Genomic DNA, 23,565 nt, shown 5'->3' with positions numbered 1-23,565 from the left:
CACTCTCTTAAAAAATCACTGCTGCTCAGGCTACTTCACACAGTGCGCTCGGGTCGATGGAAAGTGCCAGGCGCTGGCCGTCGGGGTGCAGATCGTCCGCCGAGCGGTTGAGCACGTCCACCACCAATTCCACGCCGCGCGCTTCGATGCGGTAGCGAATCACGTTGCCCAGCAGGCTGTGGCTGCGCACCAGGGCGTCGAGTTCGCCGCTGCGGCTCAGTTCGATGGCTTCCGGGCGAATCGCGATGCGCCCGCTGATCGGCCGTTGCAGCAGTTGGCTGGCCTTGTCCGCGTCGAGCAGGTTGTAGTTGCCGATAAACCCGGCGGCAAACACATCCACCGGCGCGGTGTAGAGGGTTTCGGCATCGCCGCTTTGCACGATCTTGCCCTGGTTCATCAGGAAGATCCGGTCGGACATGGTCAGCGCTTCTTCCTGGTCATGGGTCACGAAAATCGTGGTCAGGCCCAACTCGCGCTGGATCTGGCGGATCTGCTCGCGCAGGTGCTTGCGGATGCGCGCATCCAGCGCCGACAGCGGTTCATCCAGCAGCAACAGGCGCGGGCGGGTCACCAGGGAGCGGGCGAGGGCCACGCGCTGGCACTGGCCGCCGGACATCTGGTGCGGGTAGCGCCCGGCCAGCTCCTTGAGCTCCACCAGTTGCAGCACGTCCTGCACGCGTTTGTGGCTGTCGTCGGCGTTGACCTTTTGCATGCGCAGGCCGAAGGCGACGTTTTGTTCCACGGTCATGTTGGGGAACAGCGCATAGCTCTGGAACACCATGCCGATCTGCCGTTTCTGCGGGCTCAAGGGCACGATGTCGTGGCCGTCGAGGAGGATCTGGCCACTGTCGACCGAGGTCAGGCCGGCGATGCAGCGCAGCAAGGTGGACTTGCCGCAGCCGGACGGGCCGAGCAGGGTGACGAATTCGCCCTTGGCGATCTCGCAGTTGATGTCACTGAACACCGGGGTGCCGGCGTAGCCTTTTTGCAGGTGTTGGACGCTGACGAAGCTCATTGGCTTTTGTCCTTGTTCAAGATGTTGGCGGCCCAGGTCAGCACCAGCACAAAGAAGAAATAGGAAATGACCACGGCACTGGTGAAGTGGCCGCTGCTGTTGCGCATGTTGTTCAGGTACACCTGCAGGGTTTCGTAGCGCGTGCCCACGAGGATATTGGCGAACACGAACTCACCGAACAGGAACGAAAACGACAGCAGCAACGCCACCATCAGGCCCTTGCGCAGGTTGGGCAGCACCACCAGGATCGCTGCCTGCCAGGTGCTGGCGCCGAGCAGTTGCGCGGCGTCCATCAGGTCGCGCAGGTTGATGGCTTGCAGGTTGTTGGTGATCGCGCGGTACATGAATGGCAGCGCCACGGTGAAGTAGCAGCCGATCAGAATCCACGGCGTCCCCACCATCGCCAGCGGCCCGGAGCCATAGAGTTGCAGCAGGCCCACCGACGACACCACCGGCGGCACCGCGAACGGCAGCAGGATCAGGATGTTCATCAACGCGTCGAGCCTGGGGAAGTGGTAATGCACCACGAACAGCAGCGGCAGGATCAGCACCACCGACAAAATCAACGCGCCCACGCACACCAGCAGGGACTGGCCGAAAGCCATCAGAAAGCGCGGGTCGCTCCACAGTTGCACGTACCACTTCACGGTAAAGCCGGCCGGCAAGATCGTCGCCGACCAGCTGCTGGCAATGGAGTAGACAAAGGTGCCGATCAGCGGCAGCACCAGGATCGCGAACAACAGGTACACCACCACCCGGTGGTAGAGAGAGGCCGGGCCGGCTTCAGCGCGAGACATGGTAGCTCCTCTTGAGCAGCAATTGATGGACCACGGTGACCACGGTCATCAGCGCCACCAGCACCACGGCCAGGGCGCTGGCCATGTTCGGGTCCAGGGAGATGTCGCCGGACACCATCGCCGCGATCCGGATCGGCAATACGTTGAAATTGCCGGTGGTCAGCGCGTAGACCGTGGCGTAGGCGCCGAGGGCGTTGGCCAGCAGGATCACGAAGGTGCCGAGCAGCGCGGGGGTCAGCACCGGCAGGCCGATGTGGCGCCAGAACTGCCAGCCGTTGGCACCCAGCAGGGCGGCGGACTCGCGCCAGTCTTCGCGCAAGGCATCGAAGGCCGGGTAGAGCAGCAGCACGCCCAGCGGGATCTGGAAGTAGGTGTAGAGAATGATCAGGCCGGTCTTGGAGTACAGGTTGAAGTCCTGAATGATCCCGGCCTGCTTGAGCATGATGGTGATGCTGCCGTTGAAACCGAGCAGGATGATGAAGGCAAAGGCCAGGGGCACGCCGGCGAAGTTGCTGGTCATGTTGGCGAAGGCGGTGACGAAGTTGCGCAGCGGCGAGTCCACGCGGCGCAACGAGTAGCTGCCGAGCACCGAAATGATGATGCCGAACACGCTGGAGTAGAAGCTGATCTCCAGGCTGTACTGGATCGCCTGCAGGTAGAACTTCGAACTGAAGATTTTGCTGAAGTTGGCCAGGCCCCAGCCGAACTCTTCCGATTGCAGGCTGTTGATCATCACCCACGCCAGCGGGGCAATTTCAAACACGATGAAGAACAGCGCGAAAGGCATCAGGCAGAGGATTGCCAGCCATTTGCTGCGGGTCATGGCACTCACTTCAACAGCTCCCGGCAGACAGGTTTGTCGTGGGGCACGCCCAGCAACGCGCAGACGGTGCCGCACAGCTCGGTTTGCCTGGGCGTGGCGTCGGGATCGAAGGTGAAGGCCGAGCCGATCACGAACAGCGGCACTTCGCGTTCTTCCGGCAGCAGGCCGTTGTGGGAGCGGTCGTTGTTCATGCCGTGGTCGGCGGTCACCAGCACCTGATAGCCGGCGTCGAGCCAGCCTTGCAGGTAGTCGGCCAGGAGGATGTCGGCCGAGCGTGCGCTGTTGCGGTATTGCGCGCTGTCGAGGCCGTGCTTGTGGCCGGCGTCGTCGATGTTCATCGGGTGGACGACCAGCAGGTTCGGCGCGTGTCTGCAGCGCAGGCTTTCGGCGTCGGCGAACAGGTGCGAATCCGGGTAGTGGTCCTGCCAGTAGAAGTGCCCGTGCTGGATCGCCAGGGTCTTGTCGTCGGTATGCCGGTCACGGGCGGCGATAAAGGGCGTGCGGTTATACAACTCGCTGACCCAGTGATAGGCCGCCGCGGCGGTGGTGAGACCGGCGTCGCGGGCGTAATGGAACAGGCTGCGCTGGTTGGACAGGCGCGACACATGGTTGTGAGTGATGCCGCTGTCGATCGGCGGCACGCCGGTGAAGATGCATTCGTAGAGCGGCCGGGAGAGTGACGGCAGTTCACATTCGAGTTTGTAGAGGGCTGCGCGTCCTGCGCCGACGTAGGCTTGCAGATGCCCCATGGCATGACGGGCAACCTCGAAGTTCAGGCCGTCGAGCACCACAAGGATGACGTTGTGCTTCATAGGGGGAGACGCTCCGCAACAGATGGGTTTGGATCGGGTTTGCGGTTGGGACCGGAACAAATGTGGGAGCAGGCAAGCCTGCTCCCACACTGACCGCATCTACAGCTCAGGCATTACTGCATATTGATGATGACTTCTTCCTGCCACTTCTGCGGCAGTGCCTTGGAGCTCTTCTCCCAGGCGTCGGCATCCTTGATCGGGGTGACGTGCTTGTATTGCTCGTTCGGCAGCAGCTTGTCCTGCACTTCCTTCGGCAACGTCAGGTGTTCGGCGCGAATCGGCCGCGCATTGCCCTTGGCCAGGTTGATCTGGCCGGCGTCGCTGAAGATGTATTCGCGGGCCAGTTTGGCGGCGTTCGGGTGCTTGGCGTATTTATTGATGATGGTGGTGTAGCCGGAAATCACCGAACCGTCCGATGGGATCAGCACCACGTAGTCATCCGGGTTGGCCATCTTGGCTCTGTAGCTCAAACCGTTGAAATCCCAGACTACGCCGACTTCCACTTCGCCCTTTTCCATGGTGGCGATGGTCGGGTTGGCGAGGGACAGGCGACCTTGCTTGGCGATGTCGGCGAACATCAGCAGGGCCGGCTGCAGGTTTTTCTCGTCGCCCTTGTTGGCGATGGCGGCGGCCAGCACACCGTTGGCGGCTTGGGCGGCGGTGCTCACGTCACCGATGGAGACCTTGTATTTGCCGCTCTTCAAGTCAGCCCAGCTGGTTGGTACGTCCGAGCCGTGCAGCAGCTTTTTGTTGACGATAAAGGCGATGGTGCCGGTGTAGGCCAGCGCCCAGTTGCCGTCTTTATCTTTCGCCCAACCCGGGACCTGGGCCCAGGTGCTTGGTTTGTAAGGCTGGACCACGCCCTGTTTCACCGCGATCGGGCCGAAGGCCGCGCCGACGTCGCCGATATCGGCACTGGCGTTGTCTTTCTCGGCGGCGAACTTGGCGATTTCCTGGGCCGAGCTCATGTCGGTGTCGATGTGCTTGAGGCCGTAGGTCTTGGCCAGGTCATCCCAGGTGCCTTTCCAGTTGGCCCAGTCATCGGGCATGCCGACGCTGTTGACGGCGCCTTCCGCTTTTGCGGCGGCTTCGAGCGTTTTTAGATCGGTATCAGCGGCCATGGCGGCGGTGCACATGGCAATGGTCGAGCCTAACAGTGATGCCAGGAAAAGCTGTTTCATCCGAAGCTCCTTTGGGCGTTTTCAACGCGGCGTTTTATATGAACGTTAGCGGTGGTGTTGGTCTAGGTCAGCAATACCTGAGCCAATCTAGGCGGGATGGATGACAGTTTCATGTCGATGTCGTTTTTGAAGCGCCGATGTCGCTCGGCGCAGGTTTAGCGTAGACCATGCCCAAGCGCCCGCAGGCCTTGGACTTGGCCGACGGATTGCAAGGTTTGTCACGAGGCTCGAACGGGGTTGTCATCTGTCGGTCATCTGCAATGCCTAGGCTGGCATGCAGTGATACAAGCCCATTTATTGAGCGGTTTATGCACCTGAACGGTGCTGGTCTAGTCCAGATAGGTAACGTTGATGCGTGATGAGGCAATCAAGGCGGTGACATCCATCGGCCTGGCGCTGCAAGAGCAGATCGACCATGGCCTTTTGCCGCCAGCCAGCAAACTGCCCGCCGAGCGCAAGCTCAGCGAGTTGTTTGGTACCACCCGGATTACGGTGCGGGAAGCCTTGTTACAACTGGAGGCCCAAGGCCAGATCTATCGCGAGGAGCGCCGTGGCTGGTTTGTCTCGCCGCCGCGCCTGGCCTACAACCTGATGCAGCGCAGCCACTTTCACGCAATGGTCAACGATCAGGGCCGCGTGGCGTCGACCGAGGTGATCAGCGCGCGGCTGCAACCGGCATCGGCGGCGGTGTGTGCGTGGCTGCAATTGCCGGCGCTGTCCAGCGTGATCCAGATCTGCCGCCGGCGCAGGATCGATGAGCGCCTGGTGTTGTATGTGGAGCACTACCTGAACCCGCAGTATTTCCCCGGGATTCTGGCCTGCGACCTGAACCAGTCGATGACCGAGCTGTACGCGCGCAAGTACGATTTGCACTACGGGCGGGTACGTTTCGAGATTGTGCCGACCTCACTGCCGGTGGAAGCCGCCGCCGCGTTGCGCGTGTCGGTGGGCAGCCCGGGCTTGCGTATCGCCCGGGTCAACTATGACCAGCATCAGCGTTTGATCGACTGCGACCTGGAGTTCTGGCGGCATGATGCCATCCACGTGGGCGTGGATGTCATGGGCTCAGCGTCTTGATCAGTTGATCCACATTGCTTTCCAACGCCGTCACCGGGTCGGCGCCGTCGACGTTCAAGACCAGCAGTTGCGCGCCGCCGGCCGTCACCGCGGTTTGCACCGCCGCGCTTGGCGGGCGATGGTGCAGCACCACGGCCACCTCGTTGTCCTTCAGGCGGGTGCTCAGTTGCTGTAAGGCCTCGGGCGTCCAGTCGGCATCTGGGCGTGCGTCGGTGTCGAGCACTTCCAGGTTCAAGCTGCCGAGCAGATACGCAAAGTGATCACTCAGGCTGACCACGCTCAGGTTATCCGCCTGGGCCAGCCGTGCTTCGCTGTCGGCGGTGAGCTTGAGCAGGCGCAGCTTGAGGGCGGCCAGGTTGGCGTCGATTTGCGCCTTCGCGCCCGGTGCCAGGCGGCTCAGGTCGGCGGCCATCACATCGGCCATGCGCCCCATATTGTTGCTCGATTGCCACGGCTGGCTGTTCAAGCCATCGCTGACGCCCGGTTGCACGGCGATCCCCGGCAGGCCACCGTCCACCGGGCGCGCGGCGTCCACTTCGACGATGCGGATATTGCTGCGTCGCGCCACCGGGTACAGCGGGTCGTCGGCCCACAGCGAACGCAAGCCGATGACGGCATCGGCATCCATCGCCAACGTGCTCAAGGCCGGCGCGCCACGACCGGTGAAGTAGGACACCTGCCGCGAACCGGGCAGGTTGGCCGGCGCGGCGCGTTCGAGCTGTACGTCGCTGCCTTTAAGCAGCAGCTCCGCCAGGCCATAGGTAATGGGCAACGAGGCGAGGACCTTCACAGGTTTTTTCGCTTTGGTCAGCGCGGCGTGGCCCAGGCCTTGGTTGACTTTGAAACTCTTCGGATCAAAACCGTCGACGGCCAGCGCCGACGCGCTGGTCAGGCAAGCGATGGCCAAGGCCAGTGAGCGAAAGACAGGGTGCATTATCCAAGATTCCCTTTGAGGCTGGGCACGGTGCCGCGCGCGATGGCGGCGAGGGCGAAGGCGATACCGGCGACCAGGATGATCGCGGCGCCGGAGGGGATGGGCAGGTCGAAGATGATCGGCAGCAGGATGCCGCACAACGTGCTGACGGTGGCAATCGCCACGGAGACCCAGAAGAAGCCTTTGAGCGACTGGCTCAGCAGGCGTGCCGCCGCCGCCGGAATCACCAGCAGCGCGCCCACCAGGATCGCCCCGATGACCTTGACCGCTGCGACGGTGATCAACGTCACCAGGATCACGAACAGGTAATCCAGGGTCTTCACCGCCACCCCGCGTACCGCCGCCAATTGCGGGTTGAAGCTGGCGAGCATGATGCGGTTGTACAGCGGCAGGGCGAGGGCCATCACCAGCGAACCGACAATCGCCAGCACCAGCAGGTCGTTGCCATTGACCGTCAACACCGAGCCGAACAGCACGTTTTCCAGGATGTGAACGTTGATCTTGCCCGCCAGAATCAACAGCAGGCTTGCGCCCAACGCCAGGGACACCGAGAGGAACACGCCGATCAAGGTATCCGGCGCCAGGCCGGTGCGGTTGCGCAGGTAATTGAGCAGGATGCCGAACAGCAGGCAGTAGCCGAACAGCGCGCCATAGGGCCCGGTGTAGGGTTCGCCGAGCAGAATGCCCACGGCTACGCCGGTCAGCGCGGCATGGCCGACCGCTTCGGAGAAAAACGCAAAGCGTTTGACCACCACCAGCGTCCCCAGGCCGCCCAGCACCGGGCCGATCAGCAGGCCGGCGAGCAGGGCGTTGACCACAAAACCATAGGCCAGCGCCTCCGGCAGGTAACCGGAAGAGGCCCAGCCCTGGACCATCAGGCGAAACGCTTCATAACTCATGGCGCCAGGCTCCGAGGATGGGTGGAGAACAGGGTCAGCAGGCGATCCGGGGTCAGTGCGGCTTTGGGTGTGGCGTCGAACAGCACGCGGCGGTTCAGGCCGGTGACGCGGTCGGCGAGGCGGCCCACGGCGTCCAGGTCGTGCTCGATCCACAGCACGGTGATCCCGGCGCGGCGCCAGTCATCGAGCAGACGTTCGAACACCTGGATACCGGCTTCATCGAGGGCCGACATCGGCTCATCCAGCACCAGCAATTGCGGGGCCGGGATCAGCCCCTGGGCGAGCAGCACGCGCTGACGTTCACCGCCCGACAACGCGCCCATGCGCCGTTTGCGTTTGTCCTGCAGGCCGACCCGTTCCAGGGCCTCGCCGATGGCGCCGGCGTAATGCCTGGACAGCCCGAGAAACGCCGGGCGCCGCTGACACATCGCCGCCATGAAGTCATCCACGGTCATCGGCAGGCCTCGGTCGAACTCCAGCGCCTGGGGCACATAACCAATGGTGCCGGGCGTGTCCGGCCACGTCAGGCGCAGTTGCCCCTGGTGCGGCGTTTGCCCCAGCAGCGTTTTGATCAGCGAGCTTTTCCCACCACCGTTCGGGCCCACCAGTGCATGGATGCTGCCCGGCTGCACCTGGAAGCTCACGTCATCGAGGATCACGGTGCGGCCCAGGGTTAGCGACACCTTGTCGAAGTCGATCGTCGGGCCGACGCTGACCATGCTCAAGCGTTGCGCCGCCGTCATGCCCCCGACTCCTGAATCGCCCGCACCACCGTGTTGAGGTTGCCGGTCATTTCCACTTCGTACTTTTCAGCGCTGTATTCGCCGTAGGAGATATGCGACAGCGGGTACAGCCGGACCCCGGATTCACGCTGGATGGTCTCGACGTAGGTGGACGGGAAATCCATCTCCGAGAAGATCACTTTCACATCCAGGGCGCGCAATTCATCGATGGTTTTCTTCAACTGGCTCGGGCTGGGTTCGATGCCGTGGGCCGGCTCGACCACGGCGGTGACTTCCAGGCCGAACTCGCGCAGCAGGTAGTCGTAGGCTGCGTGGACCGTGGCCACGCGCAGGTCCGGGTTGGGCGCGCGGGTCAGCTTGGCCAGGGCCTCGGCGCGCATCTGCCGCAGGCGCTTGCCGTAGGCGCGGGCGTTCTGGGTGTAGGTTTTGGCGTTGTCCGGGTCGAGCTTGCCCAGTTCGCGGGCGATGTTGTTGACCTGGGCAATCGAGGCACTGATCGACAGGAAGGTGTGCGGGTTGACCACCTTGCCGGCGCCGCGCGCGGCGTTGCCGGTGGCGGCCAGCAACGGCACGTTGGCGTTGGCTTCGATCACCGGGATGTCCGGCCGCTCGCTGGTGGCGATCATGCGGTCGGCGAAATCGTCGTGGCCGACCCCGTTGAGCACGATCACATCCAGGGTGCCGATGCGCTTGATGTCGTCGGCGCGCGGTTCGTAGGCATGTGGGTTGAAACCGGCCGGAATCAGCGGCACCACCTCGGCCTTGTCGCCGACGATGTTGGCGACGTAGCTGTAATAAGGATGCAGGGTGATGCCGATCCGCAGGCGCTTGGCTGCCTCGGCGTTGGCCAGCGGAGCGAGCAGCAGGCTGATCAGGCTGACCAGCAGCAGGCGTACAAGGGGCGATGAAATAGACATGGGCAATCGGTCTTCTCGGTCTTCTCGGTCAGTGACGGTGCTGGCGGGTCACGCCGGCGTCGAATTGCGCGACCACTTGCTGCCAGCCGGCCGCGATCAGCGCCTGGTCGGTGAGGTCGGCGGGGGCGGCCAGGTCTGGGCGGCGGTTGAGCCAGATGTCCGGCTCGGCGCCCGTTACCCGCATCAGCAGCGAGCCGCTGGTGGCCGGTGTCTGGCTCACGCCGAGGTAGGCCGACGGCGCCAGCAACTGCCAGCGATGATCGCCACGGCTGACCGAGCTGGCGTCCTGGGCAAAGGGCGCAAAGCCTTCTTCGGCCAGTTGCGCGGGCGTCGGCAGCACGCTGTGTGCCTGCTGCAGCCAGTGGATTTCATCCAGGGTCACGCGCAGGTCGGCGTAGATGCCTTGCTCGGCGGCGCTGAGGTCGCGGCGCGCGTCCAACTGGTGGCTGGGCACGGCAACCACGGCCTGGGTTTCACCGTGCAGGGCCACCACCGTACCGGCCACCGCCAGAATGATCAGGCACAGCAGCAGGACATAGAGGGTTTCGTGCCCGGCCCCGGCTGGGCGTACCACCTGTGTCGTACTCATTGGGACGGGATATCCGCTTGGTCGATTTCAACGACGTGACCGGGGCCGGCATCGAACAGCACGTAGAACTCGGCTGAGGGCTTCTTGAAGGTCAGGGTCGAGTCCGCGCCGAGCTTGCCGGGCACGAGGATGGTTTCGTCGTAGCCGATCACATCCAGGGTCACGCCGGGGGCGCCGCTGCCGTCGGAAAAACCGCCGGTGCATTGGATCTGTTCGCCGGGGATTTCCTTGCATTCGCACATCGGGTTGTGGGCCACGGCTGTGGGACAGAAACCGGCGCACAGCAACAACGTGGCGCAGGCGCGGCTCAGGCGTATCAATGTCATGGTTTGACTCCTTGCTTGTTCAGCCAGGCAATGGTGGCAGGCGAGGCCTGGCTCAGCGCAATGGAACCCTGGTGCATCGTGCCGTCCCAGCCTTCCATGGTGACCCACAGTTCGGCGTCGGCCGGCGTGCGCTCGGGCACCGGCAGCAGCGCGCCCATGCGGTACGGCGTGCCGAAGAAGATCACCCCGGCGGCGCGCAGGCTGCGCGGTTTGCCGATACGCAGGTAGGTTGCCTTGACCTGCTCGGCGCAGTTGGCGCACAGGGCCGCATTGAAGAATTTCATCGGGCCGGCCGGGTCCGGGCGCGGGCCTTCGTTGCGGAACTCGGCGAGGGTCAGGCTCCAGGGCCCGACCTGCACCTCGCCGGCCACCCGCTCGCCGATGCCGCTGTCACCGCGAAACAGCGCGGCGTCGGCAAAGTACTTGGGCATGAAGCCCAGGGGCACCAGCAACAGCAGGACGTTAAGGTGGAATCTCCATTTCAGCCACACGGCGCGCAGCGGCGAAGGCGTTGCGGCAGCGACCTTGCTCATTGGTTGCCCTCCGTCATTTCAGCCTGCAGGGCCGCGACCGCTGCCGCCTGGCGCGGCGCCTTGTGGCTGCGCTTGAGGGCATGGAGGGTGGCCAGGGCGGTGCGTTTGGTCCAGATCAGCAGGCCACTCAACACCATCATGCTCAACACCAGGCCGAAGAATGCCCAGATCAGCTTGATCCACAGCCCGCCAAAGTCGCCGGTGTGCAGCGGGCGCATGGACTCGGTGACGAACTCCAGCGTCGAGCGGTTGGACAGCAGGTGCGAAACCGCCACTTCGCCGGTGTAGGGGTTGATCTGCGCGGTCTGGAACATCAACGGGTACCAGCCCCGCCCGCCGATCTGCAGATGGCTGTAGGCATTGAGTGGCAGGAACACGAAGCTGGTCTCCAGCCCCGGAATCCGTTGGCTGGCGATTTCGATCGCGTCGTCCAGGGCAATCATCGGCGCCGGCACGCCGGGGGCGGACGTCGGCACGTTCTCCCGGGCGATCACCGGCACGATGGGCTCGCTGGAGATGGAAATCTGGTTATCCCCCAGGATCGCCTGAATCAGGAACCAGGTGCCGGTGATGGAAATGACCGCGATGAACCAGATCGACCAGATACCGCTCAGGCGATGGAAGTCGCCCCAGAAGATCCGCGCGCCATGGCGGATGCGCAGGGTCGGGCGCAAAAAGCCCTTCCAGAAGCGCTTGTACACCACCAGCCCGGTGATCAACGACGCCAGCAACGGCAGGCCGAGCGCGGAGACCAGGTACCAACCCCAACTGAACCCATTGGTGAATGGCACCAGCCACCAGCCGTGCAGGGCGCGGGTGAATTGTTTGAAGTCGAACGCCGGGCTGATGCCCTGGATCGCCCCGGTGTAAGGGTTGACATAGACCTCCACCGAGCGCCCGTCGGGGTAGCTGAGGGTGACACTCAGGGCGAAGTGCGACTCGTCCGGGCGGATGATGGATTGCACGATCACCAGGGGCTCGGCGCGTTTGATGGCGTTGATCACCTGGTCATAGCTCAGCGGTTCGGCGTCGTCCGACGGCTTGCTGGCGCGGATTTCCGGGTTGGCCAGCCAGACGATTTCCTGGCTGACCACCGCCAGGGTGCCGGTGACGCAGACGATCAGTACAAAAAACCAGATGGGTAATGCCAGCCAGCTGTGTACGAGAAACCAGAGTTTTGAGCGCGACTTCTTCGACATGTGAATGGGAGTCTTGATCGGAGGGGGGCAATGAGGGCCCGGAAAAGGCCAGTCGTAGCTTTTGCTGACGCGACAGGCTGTATCTAAGTTAAGACGGATGAGAATGAGAAATCCCTAACCCAGATATGAAAGCAAATGTTTCAGGTTCACATTCGGGGCGCTGAGGCCTCGGTGCTGGGCAGCCCCCGTCTCAAGCCGACCCTCGATCAAACAGTGGCAGCGGGCCTGCCCGCGATGGCGCTCGGTCAGGCACCGCCCGACATCCCGCCATCGCGAGCAAGCCCGTTCCCAGGCTCAGCCTTGCTTGAACAGCGCTTCGGCGCGCTGGCGGATTTGTGCTTCGTTCAGATCCTCCTTGCGGGAGGCCAGGAACCACACATGACCGAACGGATCTCTCAGCGTGGCGGAGCGGTCGCCGTAGAACTGGTCCTTGGGTTCGGAAATGGACAGGCCGCCGGCTGCGACCGCTTGTCGATACTGCGCGTCGACATCGTCCACATATAAATGCAGGCCGACGCTGGTGTGGCCATCGCGCGGGCTGCCGAAGGCCATTTCACCGCAGGGCGAGGCGAGCATGATCGCCGAGTCTCCGATACGCAGTTCAGCGTGGCCGACCTTGCCATCGGGCATGTCCAGGCGCATGACTTGCGTGGCGTTGAAGGCTTTTTTGTAGAACTCGATGGCTTCGGCGGCTTTTTCGACGCCCAGGTAGGGCGTGATGCTGTGATAGCCCTCGGGGATAGGTTTTACGCTCATATCATTCTCCCTGAATTGTGTTTATGAAGGGACGGCCCTTTCACTATAGGCCACGCCAGCCGTGGCTTGCGGGCAACCGACGAGGTGTTGCCCAGGCAACAGTGAACCGGCAGATCGTTCCGCCATCAGTGCTGCGGCGGGCGCCAGCCGCAGCGACACCACGGGTTTCAGGGCGCGGCGCTGTCCCAGGGGGTCAAGGTGAACATTTCCCACAGGGAGCGGTTTTTCAACTGGGCTCCAACAACTGAGCCCCCGGCCCACGCTCACCGAGCAGGTCGCCCTGATTGCGCAACGGGCAGGCTTCCAGCGACAGGCATCCACAGCCAATACAGCCATTGAGCTTGTCGCGCAGGAGCATCAGCTTGTTGATGCGCTCGTCCAGGTCTGCCCGCCACGATGCCGACAAACGCTGCCAATCTTTAGCCGTCGGCGTGCGTCCATCCGGCAGGGCCTGCAACGCTTCACCAATCGTCGCCAGCGGAATCCCCAGGCGCTGGGCGATCTTGATCACCACCACCCGGCGCAGTACGTCGCGCGGGTAGCGCCGCTGGTTGCCGGCATTGCGATTGCTTTTGATCAGCCCCTTGGTTTCGTAGAAATGCAGGGCCGTGACCGCCACGCCGCTGCGGGCCGACAGTTGGCCAACAGTAAGCTCCTTGGTAACCATGAAAAACTCCGGATTAACCCTTGACCTTGACTTAACTAGAGGTTTTACCCTGCGTGGTATCGAATCACAAGATTCTGCCTACAGAGAAAGGGGAGTGTTCATGCAGGTATCAGAGAAGAATCGCAGTTTCACTCAATTGATCGAGTTTCAGGTCGAGCCCCAGCAACAGCTCGCCCTGGTCGCGGCATTGTCCATCCAGAGCGAGCGCCTGGCCCAAGGGCACGGCGGCTTTCTCAATGCGAGTGTGCAGGTCAGCGATGACGGGCGGCGGGTACTCAATTACCTGCAATGGCGCTCACGCGAGGACGGCGAGGCGGCCTTCCAGTGCGTTGAGCACGGCGAGGAAGATTTCTGGACACTGATACGCGCCCACCAGGCGACGGCCGTGACCTTCGGTTCGTTCCAGGTGCTGCACAGTTTCGAGCGCAGCCATGACAATGCGTTGCACTGCCGTTTAAATGGATAGGTGCAGCATGCGCTCACCCTGAACGTTTTCCCCCGGGCGGCGCTTGTTCACCGCCAGTTCGCCGATCTTGATCAGGCGCGTGCGTGTAACGTTGCGGCTCAGGCCCAGCAGGTTGGCGGTGTGGACCTGGTTGTAGTGGCTGAAGCGGTAGGCGGCACGCAGCAACGCGTCCTCGACTTTTTCATGCAGGGCACCGGCCTGTTCCTCGAACAGCTTTTGAAAGGCCCGTTCCAGCAAGGCTTCGGCACTGTTGTCGGTGCCGTGCGGGCTGTCGTCCTGACGCTCGATGCGCAGGTTCGACAGGCGTAAATCGTCGCGTTCGATCACGCCATTGCGGCAGATCAGCAAGGTGTGGTGAATCACGTTTTCCAGCTCGCGGATATTGCCTGGCCAGCTGTAGTTTTTCAGCTTGTGTTCGGCCTCGCGGCTGATGGTGACCGGGCCGTAGCCCAGGCGCTGGCTGTAGGCTTCGATGAAGTGTCGGGTCAGCGGCAGGATATCGCCGGGACGCTCGCGCAACGGGCTGAGTTCCAGGCTGACCACGTCGAGACGGTAGTAGAGGTCTTCACGGAAGTGCCCAGCGTTGATGGCTTTTTCCAGCTGCACGTTGGTCGCCGCAAGCACGCGCACATCGATGGGAATGCTCTTGCGCGAGCCCAGGCGCACTACCTCCCGCTCTTGCAGTACGCGCAATAATTTGACCTGGATCGCCATCGGCAAATCACCGATCTCATCGAGGAACAAGGTGCCGCCGTCGGCCTCTTCGAACCAGCCGGCCTTGGCGCTGAGGGCGCCGGTGAAGGCGCCTTTTTCATGGCCGAACAGCTCGGCTTCCACTAGCGATTCGGAAAACGCCCCGCAGTTCACCGCCACGAAGGGCCGGTTGCGTCGTGCGCTGAGGTTATGAATGTGGCGCGCCACCAGCTCTTTACCGGTCCCGGTTTCGCCGATGATCAACACGCTGGCTTCGCTGGGCGCCACTTGCTGGATATGGTCGAGCAGTGCCTGGGATTTCGGGTCTTCGAAGACCTGGGCCGTGGCGCGGATCGAGGTGGCGAGGGCGGGCGAGGGCGGTAAGGTTAAAAGCTGCATGGGCACCTCTTTATGAATAGAACGTAGGAGTCGGCAGGGACTGGTTCAACGCCCAGTCCCCCAGTTCGTGGAGTTTGTAGTCCACCGGGTCGTGCAGGCTTTGCGTGCGCAGGTTGCGCCAGTGCCGGTCCAGGCGCAGTGACGCATGGGTGGAGCGCGCGCCGGTGACTTCAAACAGGCGGCTGCACAACTCCAGGCCCTGGCGGCTGGCGGCGACCTTGGCGGTGGCGATGGCGATGGCCAGTTGGCCGCGTTCGTTTTCGCTGAGGTTCGGCCCCTGGGCCCAGGCTTGATCGAGCAGCGCGGCGGCGCGTTCCACCAGCAGGCGCACACCTTGCAGGGCCACCCAGAACTCGCCGTAGTGGTGCAGCACGTAAGGGTCTTGGCGCACATCCTCGGCGGTGGATTTATGCCACGCACGGGTTTCGGTGAGGGTGTAGTTGCGCGCTTCATCAAAGGCACCTTCGGCTATGCCGAGGAACATGTGCGTGAAGGTCAACTGTGCGATCAGTGGGCGCAGGCAGGCGAACGGTGTGCTCAGAGGGCCCGGGTCGAGCAGCAATTCCGACTCCTCGACGCGCACCCGTTCGAAACTGGCGCTGCCGCTGTCGGTCTGGCGCTGGCCGATATTGTTCCAGTCGTTGTGCAAGGTGATGCCGCTGCGCCCGCTGGGGATGGCGGCGATCAGCAACTTGCCGCCGGCGCTCTCATCCACCGCCGAGGCGATCAGCATTTCCGAGTCGCTGGCGCCGGAGCAGAAGCTCTTCTTGCCGGAGAACTCACGCCAACCGCCGAAATCCTTGACCTGCGTGCGCGTGTCCAGCGGGTTGAGGGCGTTGCCCCAGAACCAGTTTTTGCGTGCGGTCTGTTCGAACCACGGCTGCCATTGGTCCGGCCGCGAAAACAGGCGCACCGTAGCGAGCATCAGGTGGTGAAAACCGAAGACATGAGCGATGGAACTGTCGACCTTGGCGAATTCACGCACGATGGCCAGGGTGTCGCTCCAGCGCGCACCAAGGCCGCCGTATTGAGTGGGAATGCTCAGGGCCAGCAGACCGCTTTGGCGCAGGGCATCCCGTTCGGTTTTTGGCGTGCCGCCGCGCTCGTCGCGTTCGACGGCGGTGAGGGCGAATTCGGCGGCGAGCTGTCTGGCGGTCTGCAAAGGTGAGGGCAGGACGCTGTGGGGGTTGGCTGTCACGCGGTGTTCCTCATAGGGCTCTAATGCCGTGTGCTGTCTATTGGGCAATGCAGATCAACGGTGCGATCTCAGCATTCTCAGGCCTTGGCCGGCAGCACATCATTGGCAATCATCTCGCCAAACGGTCCGGTGAGATTGGTGACACCGCGCCCGGCCAGGCTGGCGTAGGGTTCCGGCAATAGCGGGAACACCAACTCGGCGAAGCGATAGGCTTCTTCGAGGTGCGGGTAGCCGGAAAAGATGAAACTCTCGATGCCCAAATCCGCGTATTCCTTGATCCGCTCGGCCACTTGCCGCGGGTTGCCTACCAGCGCCGTGCCGGCACCGCCACGGACCAGGCCGACACCGGCCCACAGGTTGGGGGCGATTTCCAGGTTGTCGCGGCGCCCGTCGTGCAAGGCGGCCATGCGGCGCTGGCCTTCGGAATCAAAGCGCGAGAAGGATTTTTGCGCGGCGGCGATGGTCTCGTCGCTGATGTGTTCGATCAGTTTGTCGGCGGCTTTCCAGGCGTCTTCTTCGGTCTCGCGCACGATCACATGCAGGCGGATGCCGAACTTCACGGTCCGCCCGCGGCGCGCGGCCCGTTCACGTACATCCGCGAGTTTTTCGGCGACGGCGGCGGGTGGTTCGCCCCAGGTCAGGTACACGTCCACCTGTTCGGCGGCGAGGTCGTGGGCGGCGTCGGAGGAACCGCCGAAGTACAGCGGTGGATAAGGCTTCTGCACCGGTGGGTAAAGTGCCTTGGCATTCTGCACACGCAGGTGTTTGCCTTCGAAGTCCACCGATTCGCCCTGCAATACGCGGCGCCAGATCTTGAGGAATTCGTCGGAGACTTCATAGCGTTCGCGGTGGTCGAGGAAGCTGCCGTCGCCGCGGTTTTCGTCGGGGTCGCCGCCGGTCACGACGTTGATCAGCAGGCGGCCGTTGGACAGGCGATCCAGGGTCGCCGCCATGCGCGCCGACACTGTGGGCGAGATGATGCCAGGGCGAATTGCCACCAGGTAGCGCAAGCGTTCTGTCAGCGGCACCAGCGCCGAGGCGATTACCCAGGAGTCTTCGCACGAACGCCCGGTAGGAATCAACACGCCGTAGTAGCCAAGGCTGTCAGCGGCCTGGGCGACTTGCTTCAGATAATTGAGGGTGACCGGACGGGCACCTTGGGTGGTGCCCAGGTAATGACCGTCGCCATGAGTGGGCAGAAACCAGAAAACATCCATGACGAATCCTTAAGCGATTTTCAACAGTGAGGGGACGTGCGCGGCGAACAAAGGGGCTGCGCGTTCTGCCGCAAGGCGAATACGGCTTTTCAAGGCTTCGTTGGTGATTTGGTAATCGGTGAAATCGGCTTCGGTGGCGTATACGCCGATCGGCAAGGTCAGGGCCTGGAAGAAGCTGAACAGCGGGCGCAACTGGTGATCGAGTACCAGCGCGTGACGTTCGCTGCCGCCGGTGGCGGCCAGCAGCACAGGGGTGTCGATCAGCGAGTTGAGGCCAACCAGGTCGAACAGATGCTTGAGCAGGCCTGGATAAGAACCGCGATAGACCGGTGCGGCGACGATCAGCAAGTCGGCCTGTTCGATGGCCAACAGTTGGGATTCGACCTCGGCCGGCAACTCATCGCGCGACAGTGCGCCGCCCAGTGGCCGGGCGATATCACCGAGTTCGATCAGGGTCGTCTGGATCGGCAACAACGTCGCCAGTTCGGCCAGCACGGCCTGGGTCAACACCAGGGTACGGGACGGGCGCCAGGTTCCGCCGGAGAGGGCAACGACATTCAGGGGACGGGTCATCAACAGTTCCTTTTTCAACAGTGGCATAGCAGGGGAAGTGAGCCGGTCTGAGCAAGAGCTGTACCAACGGCTGCAGGCCTTGATCCGCCTGGGCTGCGGGCTCACTGCTGAAAAACGTTGCTGTTGTCTGCCTGGTGTTTTGTTGAATGGCTGTTGCCTGCGCAACAGTTGCCTGGCGAACAGTGTCGAATTCGCGTGGAGCCATTTATAGAGGGTTATGTTTATTCCGTAAATGAACGTATTTCCATATTTATAGATCTTAAAGGAATATAAGGGTGGCGCTGATGAGGATGTGGCGACGGGTGATAGCGACTATCACGGATGGTGATTTTTCACTGTCCAGGGTCGGGAGTAGCCTGTGTTCATTGACTTGAGACCTTCTTCGCAGAGCCGTCGCCATGAACCGATTTTTTGCTGTTTCCTTATTACTCGTCACTTCTGTCGTTGCCGGTTGTGCGACCCATCCTTCGCCTGAATTACGCCCTTACACGGCGCAAGAAACCCGGGAACTGGCGCTGGAGGCGTTGAGCCGTCGCGGCTTGTCGTTTGACGAATATCAACGCCAGCGGGCTGCCCTGACCGGTCAGGCACAACAACCTTTCAGTTTTGCTCACCAGGGCGAAATGAACGCCGAACGTAATGTGACCCTGCATGGCCGCCCCAGTTGAGCCGGCGCTCAGTGGCAAAAAGCCCGAGGTTTCTCAAGAAGCCTCGGGCTTTTTGTTTGCCATGGCGCTATGTCAGCCTGTTAAGCTGAATTTCAGGAGCGTTCCTACGCACATTTACCTCAAGTGGTCCTTTTTTAATGGCATTCGATCGGGTAAACCTGACGACCTCTGTTCCGGTCGATGCCCCTGAGACGTTGCTCTCGGGAACCTGCTCTGCGAGTCCCTAAGGTTATGAATAAACGTCCGTTGTATTTCGACTACGCCGCCACCACCCCGGTGGAGGAGCGGGTCATCCAGGTGATGGTCGAGTGTCTGGGCTTGCACGCCAATTTCGGTAACCCTGCGTCCAGTTCCCACGCCTTCGGCCAAGCGGCCCGGCAAACGGTTGAACAGGCGCGTCGCCAGGTGGCCGAGCTGGTCGGTGCCGAGCCGGAGCAGATCGTCTGGACGTCCGGCGCGACGGAGTCCAACAATCTCGCGATCAAGGGGGTGACTCAAGCGCGGGGCTTGGCGGGTGGGCATATCATCACCAGCCAGATCGAGCACAAGGCTACGCTGGACACCGCGCGGCAGATGCAGGAGGCCGGAGTGGCGGTGACCTACCTGGCGCCGGACGCCGATGGGTTGATCAGTGCCGAGGCGGTGAGTGAAGCACTGCGTGAGGACACCTTCCTGGTATCGCTGATGTTGGTGAACAACGAGTTGGGCACCCTCAACGACATCCCCGCCATTGGCGCGCGGGTGCGTGACCACGGCGCGTTGTTGCATGTGGACGCGGCACAGGGCGCGGGCAAGGTGGCGATCGACCTGGCGCAATGGCCGGTGGATTTGATGTCGTTTTCCGCGCACAAGGTGTATGGCCCCAAGGGGATCGGCGCGCTGTATGTCGGGCCGCGGGCGCAGCGGAAGGTGTTGGCGCAGATTCACGGCGGTGGCCACGAGGGCGGCTTGCGCTCCGGTACACTGGCAACCCACCAGATTGCGGGCATGGGCGCGGCGTTCGCCTTGGCGGCGCAGGCGTTCAGTGAAGAGCAGGCGGCGATCGTGGCCTTGCGCCAGCGCCTGCTCGATCAACTGGCGTCGGTCGTCGGTGTGCGTCTCAATGGCAGCGCCACCCAGCGCATTCCCCACACCCTCAGCCTCACCTTCGGTGAAGGCGAGTTCAACGCCGCGGCCTTGAGTGCGGGCATTGCTTTTTCCGCCACCTCGGCCTGCAATTCGGCGAGCAATGCGCCCTCCCATGTGCTGCTGGCGCTGGGGCATGATGCCCGCAGCGCCGGTCGAACCATTCGCTTGAGCCTGGGGCGGTTCACCACCGAGCAGGATATCGACCAGGCCGTGCAGTTGATCAAGGCCGCCCTTGCCAGTGCGCCGGCGTTCTGGGCGGTCTGATTCTTCATTCGTAATCCATAACAATTATTCGTGGTTAGCAGGAGACACAATGAGTACGCAGCCTTTGACCCATGGAACGGTTCCCCAGCGCCTGGCGCATACCCGTGAATTGATGCGCCGCGAAGGCATTCATGCCTTGCTGGTGCCGTCCGCTGACCCGCACCTGTCCGAATACTTGCCGGGCTACTGGCAGGGGCGTCAATGGTTGTCGGGCTTCCACGGCTCGGTGGGGACGCTGATCGTCACCGCGGATTTCGCCGGTGTCTGGGCCGACAGCCGCTACTGGGAACAAGCGACCAAGGAACTCAAGGGCAGCGGTATCGAGTTGGTGAAGCTGCAGCCGGGTCAACCTGGCCCGCTGGAGTGGCTGGCCGAACAGACGCCGCAGGGCGCCGTGGTGGCGGTCGACGGTGCGGTAATGGCCGTGGCGTCGGCGCGTACCTTGGGCGGCAAACTGGCGGAGCGCGGTGCTCGCCTGCGTACCGACATCGACCTGCTGAATGAAGTCTGGAGCGACCGCCCGGCGTTGCCGAATCAGCCGATCTACCAGCACCTGCCACCGCAGGCCACCGTCAGCCGTGGCGAAAAACTCGCTGCACTGCGCGCCAGCTTGAAAGAAAAGGGCGCCGACTGGCACTTCATCGCCACCCTGGATGACATCGCCTGGTTGTTTAACCTGCGCGGTGCCGATGTATCGTTCAACCCGGTGTTTGTGTCCTTCGCCCTGATCAATGCGCAACAGGCCACGCTGTTTGTGGCGCTGAGCAAAGTCGATGCCGCGCTGCGGGCGGTGCTTGAGCAGGATGGCGTGACCTTGCGCGATTACAGCGAAGTCGCCGATGCCCTGCGCGCGGTGCCATCGGGCGCGAGTGTGCAGGTTGATCCGGCACGCGTGACCGCCGGTTTGCTGGAACACCTGGACGCCAGCGTCAAGCTGGTGGAAGGGCTGAACCCGACGACGCTTGCCAAATCCCGCAAGAGCCTGGCCGACGCGGAACATATCCGCCTGGCCATGGAGCAGGATGGCGCGGCCTTGTGCGAATTCTTCGCCTGGCTGGAGAGTGCGCTGGGCCGTGAACGCATCACTGAACTGACCATCGACGAACACCTGACGGCCGCACGTACCCGCCGTCCCGGTTATGTGTCGCTGAGTTTCAACACCATCGCTGCGTTCAATGCCAATGGCGCGATGCCGCATTACCACGCCACCGAAGAAGAGCATGCGCTGATCGAAGGCGATGGCCTGCTGCTGATCGACTCGGGTGGCCAGTACTTGGGCGGTACTACCGATATCACGCGGATGGTGCCTATCGGAGCGCCGAGTGATGAACAGAAGCGTGATTGCACCCGCGTGCTCAAGGGGGTGATCGCCCTGTCCCGTGCTCATTTTCCCAAGGGCATTATGTCGCCACTGCTCGATGCCATCGCACGCGCGCCGATCTGGGCCGAAGGTGTGGACTACGGCCATGGCACGGGGCACGGTGTAGGTTATTTCCTCAATGTGCATGAAGGTCCGCAGGTCATCGCCTACCAGGCCGCTACTGCGCCGCAAACCGCGATGCAGCCGGGCATGATCACCTCCATTGAACCGGGTACTTACCGTCCGGGGCGTTGGGGCGTGCGTATCGAGAACCTGGTGTTGAATCGCGAAGCGGGCAAGACCGAGTTCGGTGAGTTCCTCGAGTTCGAAACCCTGACCTTGTGCCCGATCGACACCCGTTGTCTGGAGCCGTCGTTGCTGACGGCGGAGGAGCGCCAGTGGCTCAATGCGTACCATGCCGAGGTGTGTCAGCGTTTGAGCCCATTGCTCAGTGGCGCTGCGCTGGAGTGGTTGCAGGTACGGACCGCGGCTATTTGATCGGTCGCTGCTCGGCAAGTGCCGCTTGTGATTTACGCGCAGGCGGCCGGTCGCAGCGTCGCGAAGGGCTGCGCGGGGTCGAGGCGTTCGGTGGGCGCTGCGGAGCAGTCGGAAGTGGACTGCTCGGGCCGCTATTTACAGATGACGATCATGCTCCGGCTGGTGTAACCGGCAGGGTTGAGGCCGAAGGGGTAGTCCCCAGGCTCCTCGGAGTTGTCACCGGACTTGGCGATAACCCGGTAGCCCTTGGCGCCGCATGAGTTGACTGCACTGATGTAGCACTGGTCCCAGGAGGAGGACAGCCCGGAACAGTTGATATGCAGCCCTTTTTTGCCCCGTTTCACTTCTGTCTTGGTGGTCGCGGCACAGCCAGCAATGGCCACGACCATTAACAGTATCAAAATTCGCTTCATTCCCATCCTTAATAGCCGCTTCGAAAAAATTGCCTGAAGCTGGCTTTACTCGCTCTCGATTGTAGCGTTCGCGCTGTCCTTGTCGAAACTCTCCATGAATGACATTTGTTTGCGGCCTAAACATGGCCCAAATGAGCGACAAATACCAGAGTTACCGTCAAAGATGATTAATCGGCTGGTACTAGAGGTTTGGCCTCGTTTCGCATGGTCAGCGTGGCGCCAACGGAGGCCAGGATAATGCAGGAGATGGCCAGCCACTGTGCGAGCGACAAATGCTCCTGCAGGAAGAACAGGCCCGAGAGCGCGCCGAATGCGGGCTCAATGCTCATCAAGGTGCCGAAAGTACGGGCGGGCAGGCGAGTCAGCGCGACCATCTCCAGGGTGTAGGGGAGCGCCGTGGACAGGATGGCGACGCCGATGGCAACTGGAATCAGCGCAGGCGTCAGCAATGCCGCGCCCGCATGAACGATGCCGATCGGTGCGACGAACAAGGCGGCGATCATGACGCCGAGGGCAGCAGTTTGCACGCCGTTGTCATTCCCTGCCTTTTGGCCGAACAGAATGTAGAGCGCCCAGCAAACACCTGCGCCTAGTGCATAAGCCGCACCGACCAGGTCAATCCCCGTGCTGGTTTCTCCCGTGGGGATCAACAGCAGAAGACCGACAACCGCGAGGGCGATCCACAGAAAGTCCACCGCGCGGCGCGATGCATAGAGGGCGACGGCGAGCGGCCCGGTGAACTCCAGGGCTACCGCGATACCAAGGGGGACTGTGCGTAGCGACATATAGAAGAGGAAGTTCATGCCGCCTAACGCCATTCCGTAAACAATCACGGTGCGCAGGGATTTGGCCGTCAGCGTGGCCCGCCATGGGCGCAATATCAGCAACATGATGATGCTGGCGAAAATCAGGCGCAGCGTGGTGGTGCCTTGAGCGCCGACGATAGGGAACATGGTCTTGGCCAGCGAAGCGCCGGACTGGATGGAAGCCATGGCGATCAACAGCAGGCCGACGGGAAACAGTGCCGAGGCCAGGCTGCGAGGGGAGGTGGTCATTGGGGTGTTCGTCCGAGGTCATATTTGAGTAGCAAAGAGCCCTATGATGCTTAAGTGTGTGTCGCTGAGCAATATATTGCTCAATTATCAGTTTTCTACCTTCTATATAGAGTGGATTGGGAGGTTTTCCGCTGTTTGATAGAAAAACCAAATTAAAGGTTGACGGCAAATCCTGGACGTCTATAATTCGCCCCACTTCCGGCGCAGTCGAAACGGAAAACTCCTTGGTAAACAAAGAGTTACACGAGATTCGACAGCGGCCTGCTTCAGTTCATCGAAGCCTGGAAGGAGTTGGTAGAGCGGTGTTGTTTGGCTCTATTAACGTTTCGATCTTCTCGGTCGAAAGCGGAGAAAAAGAGGTGTTG

26 protein-coding genes are annotated in these 23,565 nt (G+C 62.3%); 5 read left to right on the top strand and 21 right to left on the bottom strand.

Annotated elements, in window-relative coordinates; translation table 11 throughout:
• Positions 1 to 25: 25 nt before the first annotated feature.
• From ACP7E3_RS22610 to ACP7E3_RS22590, 5 genes are all read right to left on the bottom strand, one after another.
• Positions 26 to 1,015, bottom strand: coding sequence for an ABC transporter ATP-binding protein (locus ACP7E3_RS22610; RefSeq protein WP_057005837.1), 990 nt, complete (start codon positions 1,013 to 1,015; stop codon positions 26 to 28).
• Positions 1,012 to 1,812 (bottom strand): ABC transporter permease, encoded by an 801-nt coding sequence (locus ACP7E3_RS22605; RefSeq protein WP_017846891.1) that lies wholly within the window; start codon positions 1,810 to 1,812, stop codon positions 1,012 to 1,014. Before ACP7E3_RS22605 ends, ACP7E3_RS22610 begins: the two co-directional genes overlap by 4 nt.
• Positions 1,799 to 2,635, bottom strand: coding sequence for an ABC transporter permease (locus tag ACP7E3_RS22600; protein WP_164887057.1), 837 nt, complete (start codon positions 2,633 to 2,635; stop codon positions 1,799 to 1,801). Before ACP7E3_RS22600 ends, ACP7E3_RS22605 begins: the two co-directional genes overlap by 14 nt.
• A gap of 5 nt (positions 2,636 to 2,640) precedes the next feature.
• On the bottom strand, positions 2,641 to 3,447 hold the full coding sequence (locus ACP7E3_RS22595; protein WP_057005836.1) for an alkaline phosphatase family protein: 807 nt from the start codon (positions 3,445 to 3,447) through the stop codon (positions 2,641 to 2,643).
• A 113-nt stretch (positions 3,448 to 3,560) separates the two neighbouring features.
• Positions 3,561 to 4,628: an ABC transporter substrate-binding protein gene (locus ACP7E3_RS22590; protein WP_426124441.1), complete on the bottom strand. Its 1,068-nt coding sequence runs from the start codon at positions 4,626 to 4,628 to the stop codon at positions 3,561 to 3,563.
• A gap of 351 nt (positions 4,629 to 4,979) precedes the next feature.
• On the opposite strand from ACP7E3_RS22590, the gene ACP7E3_RS22585 reads away from it, so the two are divergent.
• Complete coding sequence (locus tag ACP7E3_RS22585) at positions 4,980 to 5,705, top strand: UTRA domain-containing protein (protein ID WP_017846895.1); 726 nt, start codon at positions 4,980 to 4,982, stop codon at positions 5,703 to 5,705.
• Here the strand turns inward: ACP7E3_RS22585 and ACP7E3_RS22580 are convergent.
• From ACP7E3_RS22580 to soxR, 10 genes are all read right to left on the bottom strand, one after another.
• Complete coding sequence (locus ACP7E3_RS22580) at positions 5,686 to 6,639, bottom strand: metal ABC transporter solute-binding protein, Zn/Mn family (RefSeq protein ID WP_426124439.1); 954 nt, start codon at positions 6,637 to 6,639, stop codon at positions 5,686 to 5,688. The two genes, ACP7E3_RS22585 and ACP7E3_RS22580, sit on opposite strands and share 20 nt — an antisense overlap.
• Entirely contained in the window at positions 6,639 to 7,538 is a 900-nt protein-coding gene (locus ACP7E3_RS22575; protein WP_017846897.1) for a metal ABC transporter permease, read from the bottom strand. Before ACP7E3_RS22575 ends, ACP7E3_RS22580 begins: the two co-directional genes overlap by 1 nt.
• Positions 7,535 to 8,281 carry a metal ABC transporter ATP-binding protein gene (locus tag ACP7E3_RS22570; protein WP_057005834.1) on the bottom strand — a complete coding sequence of 249 codons (747 nt, stop codon included), beginning with the start codon at positions 8,279 to 8,281 and terminating at the stop codon, positions 7,535 to 7,537. The genes ACP7E3_RS22575 and ACP7E3_RS22570 overlap by 4 nt, the downstream gene beginning before the upstream one ends.
• On the bottom strand, positions 8,278 to 9,198 hold the full coding sequence (locus ACP7E3_RS22565) for a metal ABC transporter substrate-binding protein (protein WP_017846899.1): 921 nt from the start codon (positions 9,196 to 9,198) through the stop codon (positions 8,278 to 8,280). The genes ACP7E3_RS22570 and ACP7E3_RS22565 overlap by 4 nt, the downstream gene beginning before the upstream one ends.
• 28 nt (positions 9,199 to 9,226) lie before the next feature.
• Positions 9,227 to 9,787 (bottom strand): DUF6162 family protein, encoded by a 561-nt coding sequence (locus ACP7E3_RS22560; protein ID WP_426124436.1) that lies wholly within the window; start codon positions 9,785 to 9,787, stop codon positions 9,227 to 9,229.
• Positions 9,784 to 10,113 (bottom strand): hypothetical protein, encoded by a 330-nt coding sequence (locus ACP7E3_RS22555; protein ID WP_017846901.1) that lies wholly within the window; start codon positions 10,111 to 10,113, stop codon positions 9,784 to 9,786. The genes ACP7E3_RS22560 and ACP7E3_RS22555 overlap by 4 nt, the downstream gene beginning before the upstream one ends.
• A complete protein-coding gene (locus ACP7E3_RS22550; protein WP_017846902.1) occupies positions 10,110 to 10,646 on the bottom strand; it encodes a hypothetical protein in 537 nt (178 codons plus the stop codon). Before ACP7E3_RS22550 ends, ACP7E3_RS22555 begins: the two co-directional genes overlap by 4 nt.
• Complete coding sequence (locus tag ACP7E3_RS22545) at positions 10,643 to 11,845, bottom strand: PepSY-associated TM helix domain-containing protein (RefSeq protein WP_057005831.1); 1,203 nt, start codon at positions 11,843 to 11,845, stop codon at positions 10,643 to 10,645. Before ACP7E3_RS22545 ends, ACP7E3_RS22550 begins: the two co-directional genes overlap by 4 nt.
• 294 nt (positions 11,846 to 12,139) lie before the next feature.
• Positions 12,140 to 12,601, bottom strand: a complete 462-nt coding sequence (locus ACP7E3_RS22540; RefSeq protein WP_046384136.1) for a VOC family protein — start codon at positions 12,599 to 12,601, stop codon at positions 12,140 to 12,142.
• 226 nt (positions 12,602 to 12,827) lie between these two features.
• Positions 12,828 to 13,268, bottom strand: a complete 441-nt coding sequence (gene soxR, locus ACP7E3_RS22535; protein WP_017846905.1) for a redox-sensitive transcriptional activator SoxR — start codon at positions 13,266 to 13,268, stop codon at positions 12,828 to 12,830.
• A 100-nt stretch (positions 13,269 to 13,368) separates the two neighbouring features.
• On the opposite strand from soxR, the gene ACP7E3_RS22530 reads away from it, so the two are divergent.
• Positions 13,369 to 13,734, top strand: coding sequence for an antibiotic biosynthesis monooxygenase (locus tag ACP7E3_RS22530; protein WP_017846906.1), 366 nt, complete (start codon positions 13,369 to 13,371; stop codon positions 13,732 to 13,734).
• Here the strand turns inward: ACP7E3_RS22530 and ACP7E3_RS22525 are convergent.
• The 4 genes from ACP7E3_RS22525 to msuE form a co-directional block, all read right to left on the bottom strand.
• On the bottom strand, positions 13,723 to 14,826 hold the full coding sequence (locus tag ACP7E3_RS22525; RefSeq protein ID WP_046384135.1) for a sigma-54 interaction domain-containing protein: 1,104 nt from the start codon (positions 14,824 to 14,826) through the stop codon (positions 13,723 to 13,725). The genes ACP7E3_RS22530 and ACP7E3_RS22525 overlap by 12 nt on opposite strands.
• Before the next feature lie 10 nt (positions 14,827 to 14,836).
• On the bottom strand, positions 14,837 to 16,024 hold the full coding sequence (locus ACP7E3_RS22520; protein WP_057005830.1) for an acyl-CoA dehydrogenase family protein: 1,188 nt from the start codon (positions 16,022 to 16,024) through the stop codon (positions 14,837 to 14,839).
• A gap of 77 nt (positions 16,025 to 16,101) precedes the next feature.
• Complete coding sequence (ssuD, locus tag ACP7E3_RS22515) at positions 16,102 to 17,241, bottom strand: FMNH2-dependent alkanesulfonate monooxygenase (RefSeq protein WP_079443254.1); 1,140 nt, start codon at positions 17,239 to 17,241, stop codon at positions 16,102 to 16,104.
• Positions 17,242 to 17,250: 9 nt separating this feature from the next.
• A complete protein-coding gene (msuE, locus tag ACP7E3_RS22510; protein WP_177034414.1) occupies positions 17,251 to 17,814 on the bottom strand; it encodes an FMN reductase in 564 nt (187 codons plus the stop codon).
• Positions 17,815 to 18,212: 398 nt separating this feature from the next.
• Here msuE and ACP7E3_RS22505 point away from each other — a divergent pair, with 398 nt between their 5' ends.
• The 3 genes from ACP7E3_RS22505 to ACP7E3_RS22495 all read left to right on the top strand — a co-directional run bounded on the left by ACP7E3_RS22505 (position 18,213) and on the right by ACP7E3_RS22495 (position 21,732).
• Complete coding sequence (locus tag ACP7E3_RS22505; RefSeq protein WP_046384132.1) at positions 18,213 to 18,482, top strand: hypothetical protein; 270 nt, start codon at positions 18,213 to 18,215, stop codon at positions 18,480 to 18,482.
• A gap of 231 nt (positions 18,483 to 18,713) precedes the next feature.
• Positions 18,714 to 19,874 carry a cysteine desulfurase family protein gene (locus tag ACP7E3_RS22500; RefSeq protein ID WP_426124430.1) on the top strand — a complete coding sequence of 387 codons (1,161 nt, stop codon included), beginning with the start codon at positions 18,714 to 18,716 and terminating at the stop codon, positions 19,872 to 19,874.
• A 49-nt stretch (positions 19,875 to 19,923) separates the two neighbouring features.
• A complete protein-coding gene (locus ACP7E3_RS22495) occupies positions 19,924 to 21,732 on the top strand; it encodes an aminopeptidase P family protein (RefSeq protein WP_017846913.1) in 1,809 nt (602 codons plus the stop codon).
• Between the two features lie 131 nt (positions 21,733 to 21,863).
• On the opposite strand, the gene ACP7E3_RS22490 is transcribed toward ACP7E3_RS22495, so the two are convergent.
• On the bottom strand, positions 21,864 to 22,145 hold the full coding sequence (locus tag ACP7E3_RS22490; RefSeq protein ID WP_046384130.1) for a hypothetical protein: 282 nt from the start codon (positions 22,143 to 22,145) through the stop codon (positions 21,864 to 21,866).
• 167 nt (positions 22,146 to 22,312) lie between these two features.
• Positions 22,313 to 23,200: a threonine/homoserine exporter RhtA gene (rhtA, locus tag ACP7E3_RS22485; protein ID WP_046384129.1), complete on the bottom strand. Its 888-nt coding sequence runs from the start codon at positions 23,198 to 23,200 to the stop codon at positions 22,313 to 22,315.
• Positions 23,201 to 23,565: the final 365 nt, after the last annotated feature.

This window comes from Pseudomonas sp. PSPC2-3, from assembly GCF_049898265.1.
Taxonomy (GTDB): domain Bacteria; phylum Pseudomonadota; class Gammaproteobacteria; order Pseudomonadales; family Pseudomonadaceae; genus Aquipseudomonas; species Aquipseudomonas veronii.
This window is presented reverse-complemented; position numbering and strand designations above follow the sequence as displayed.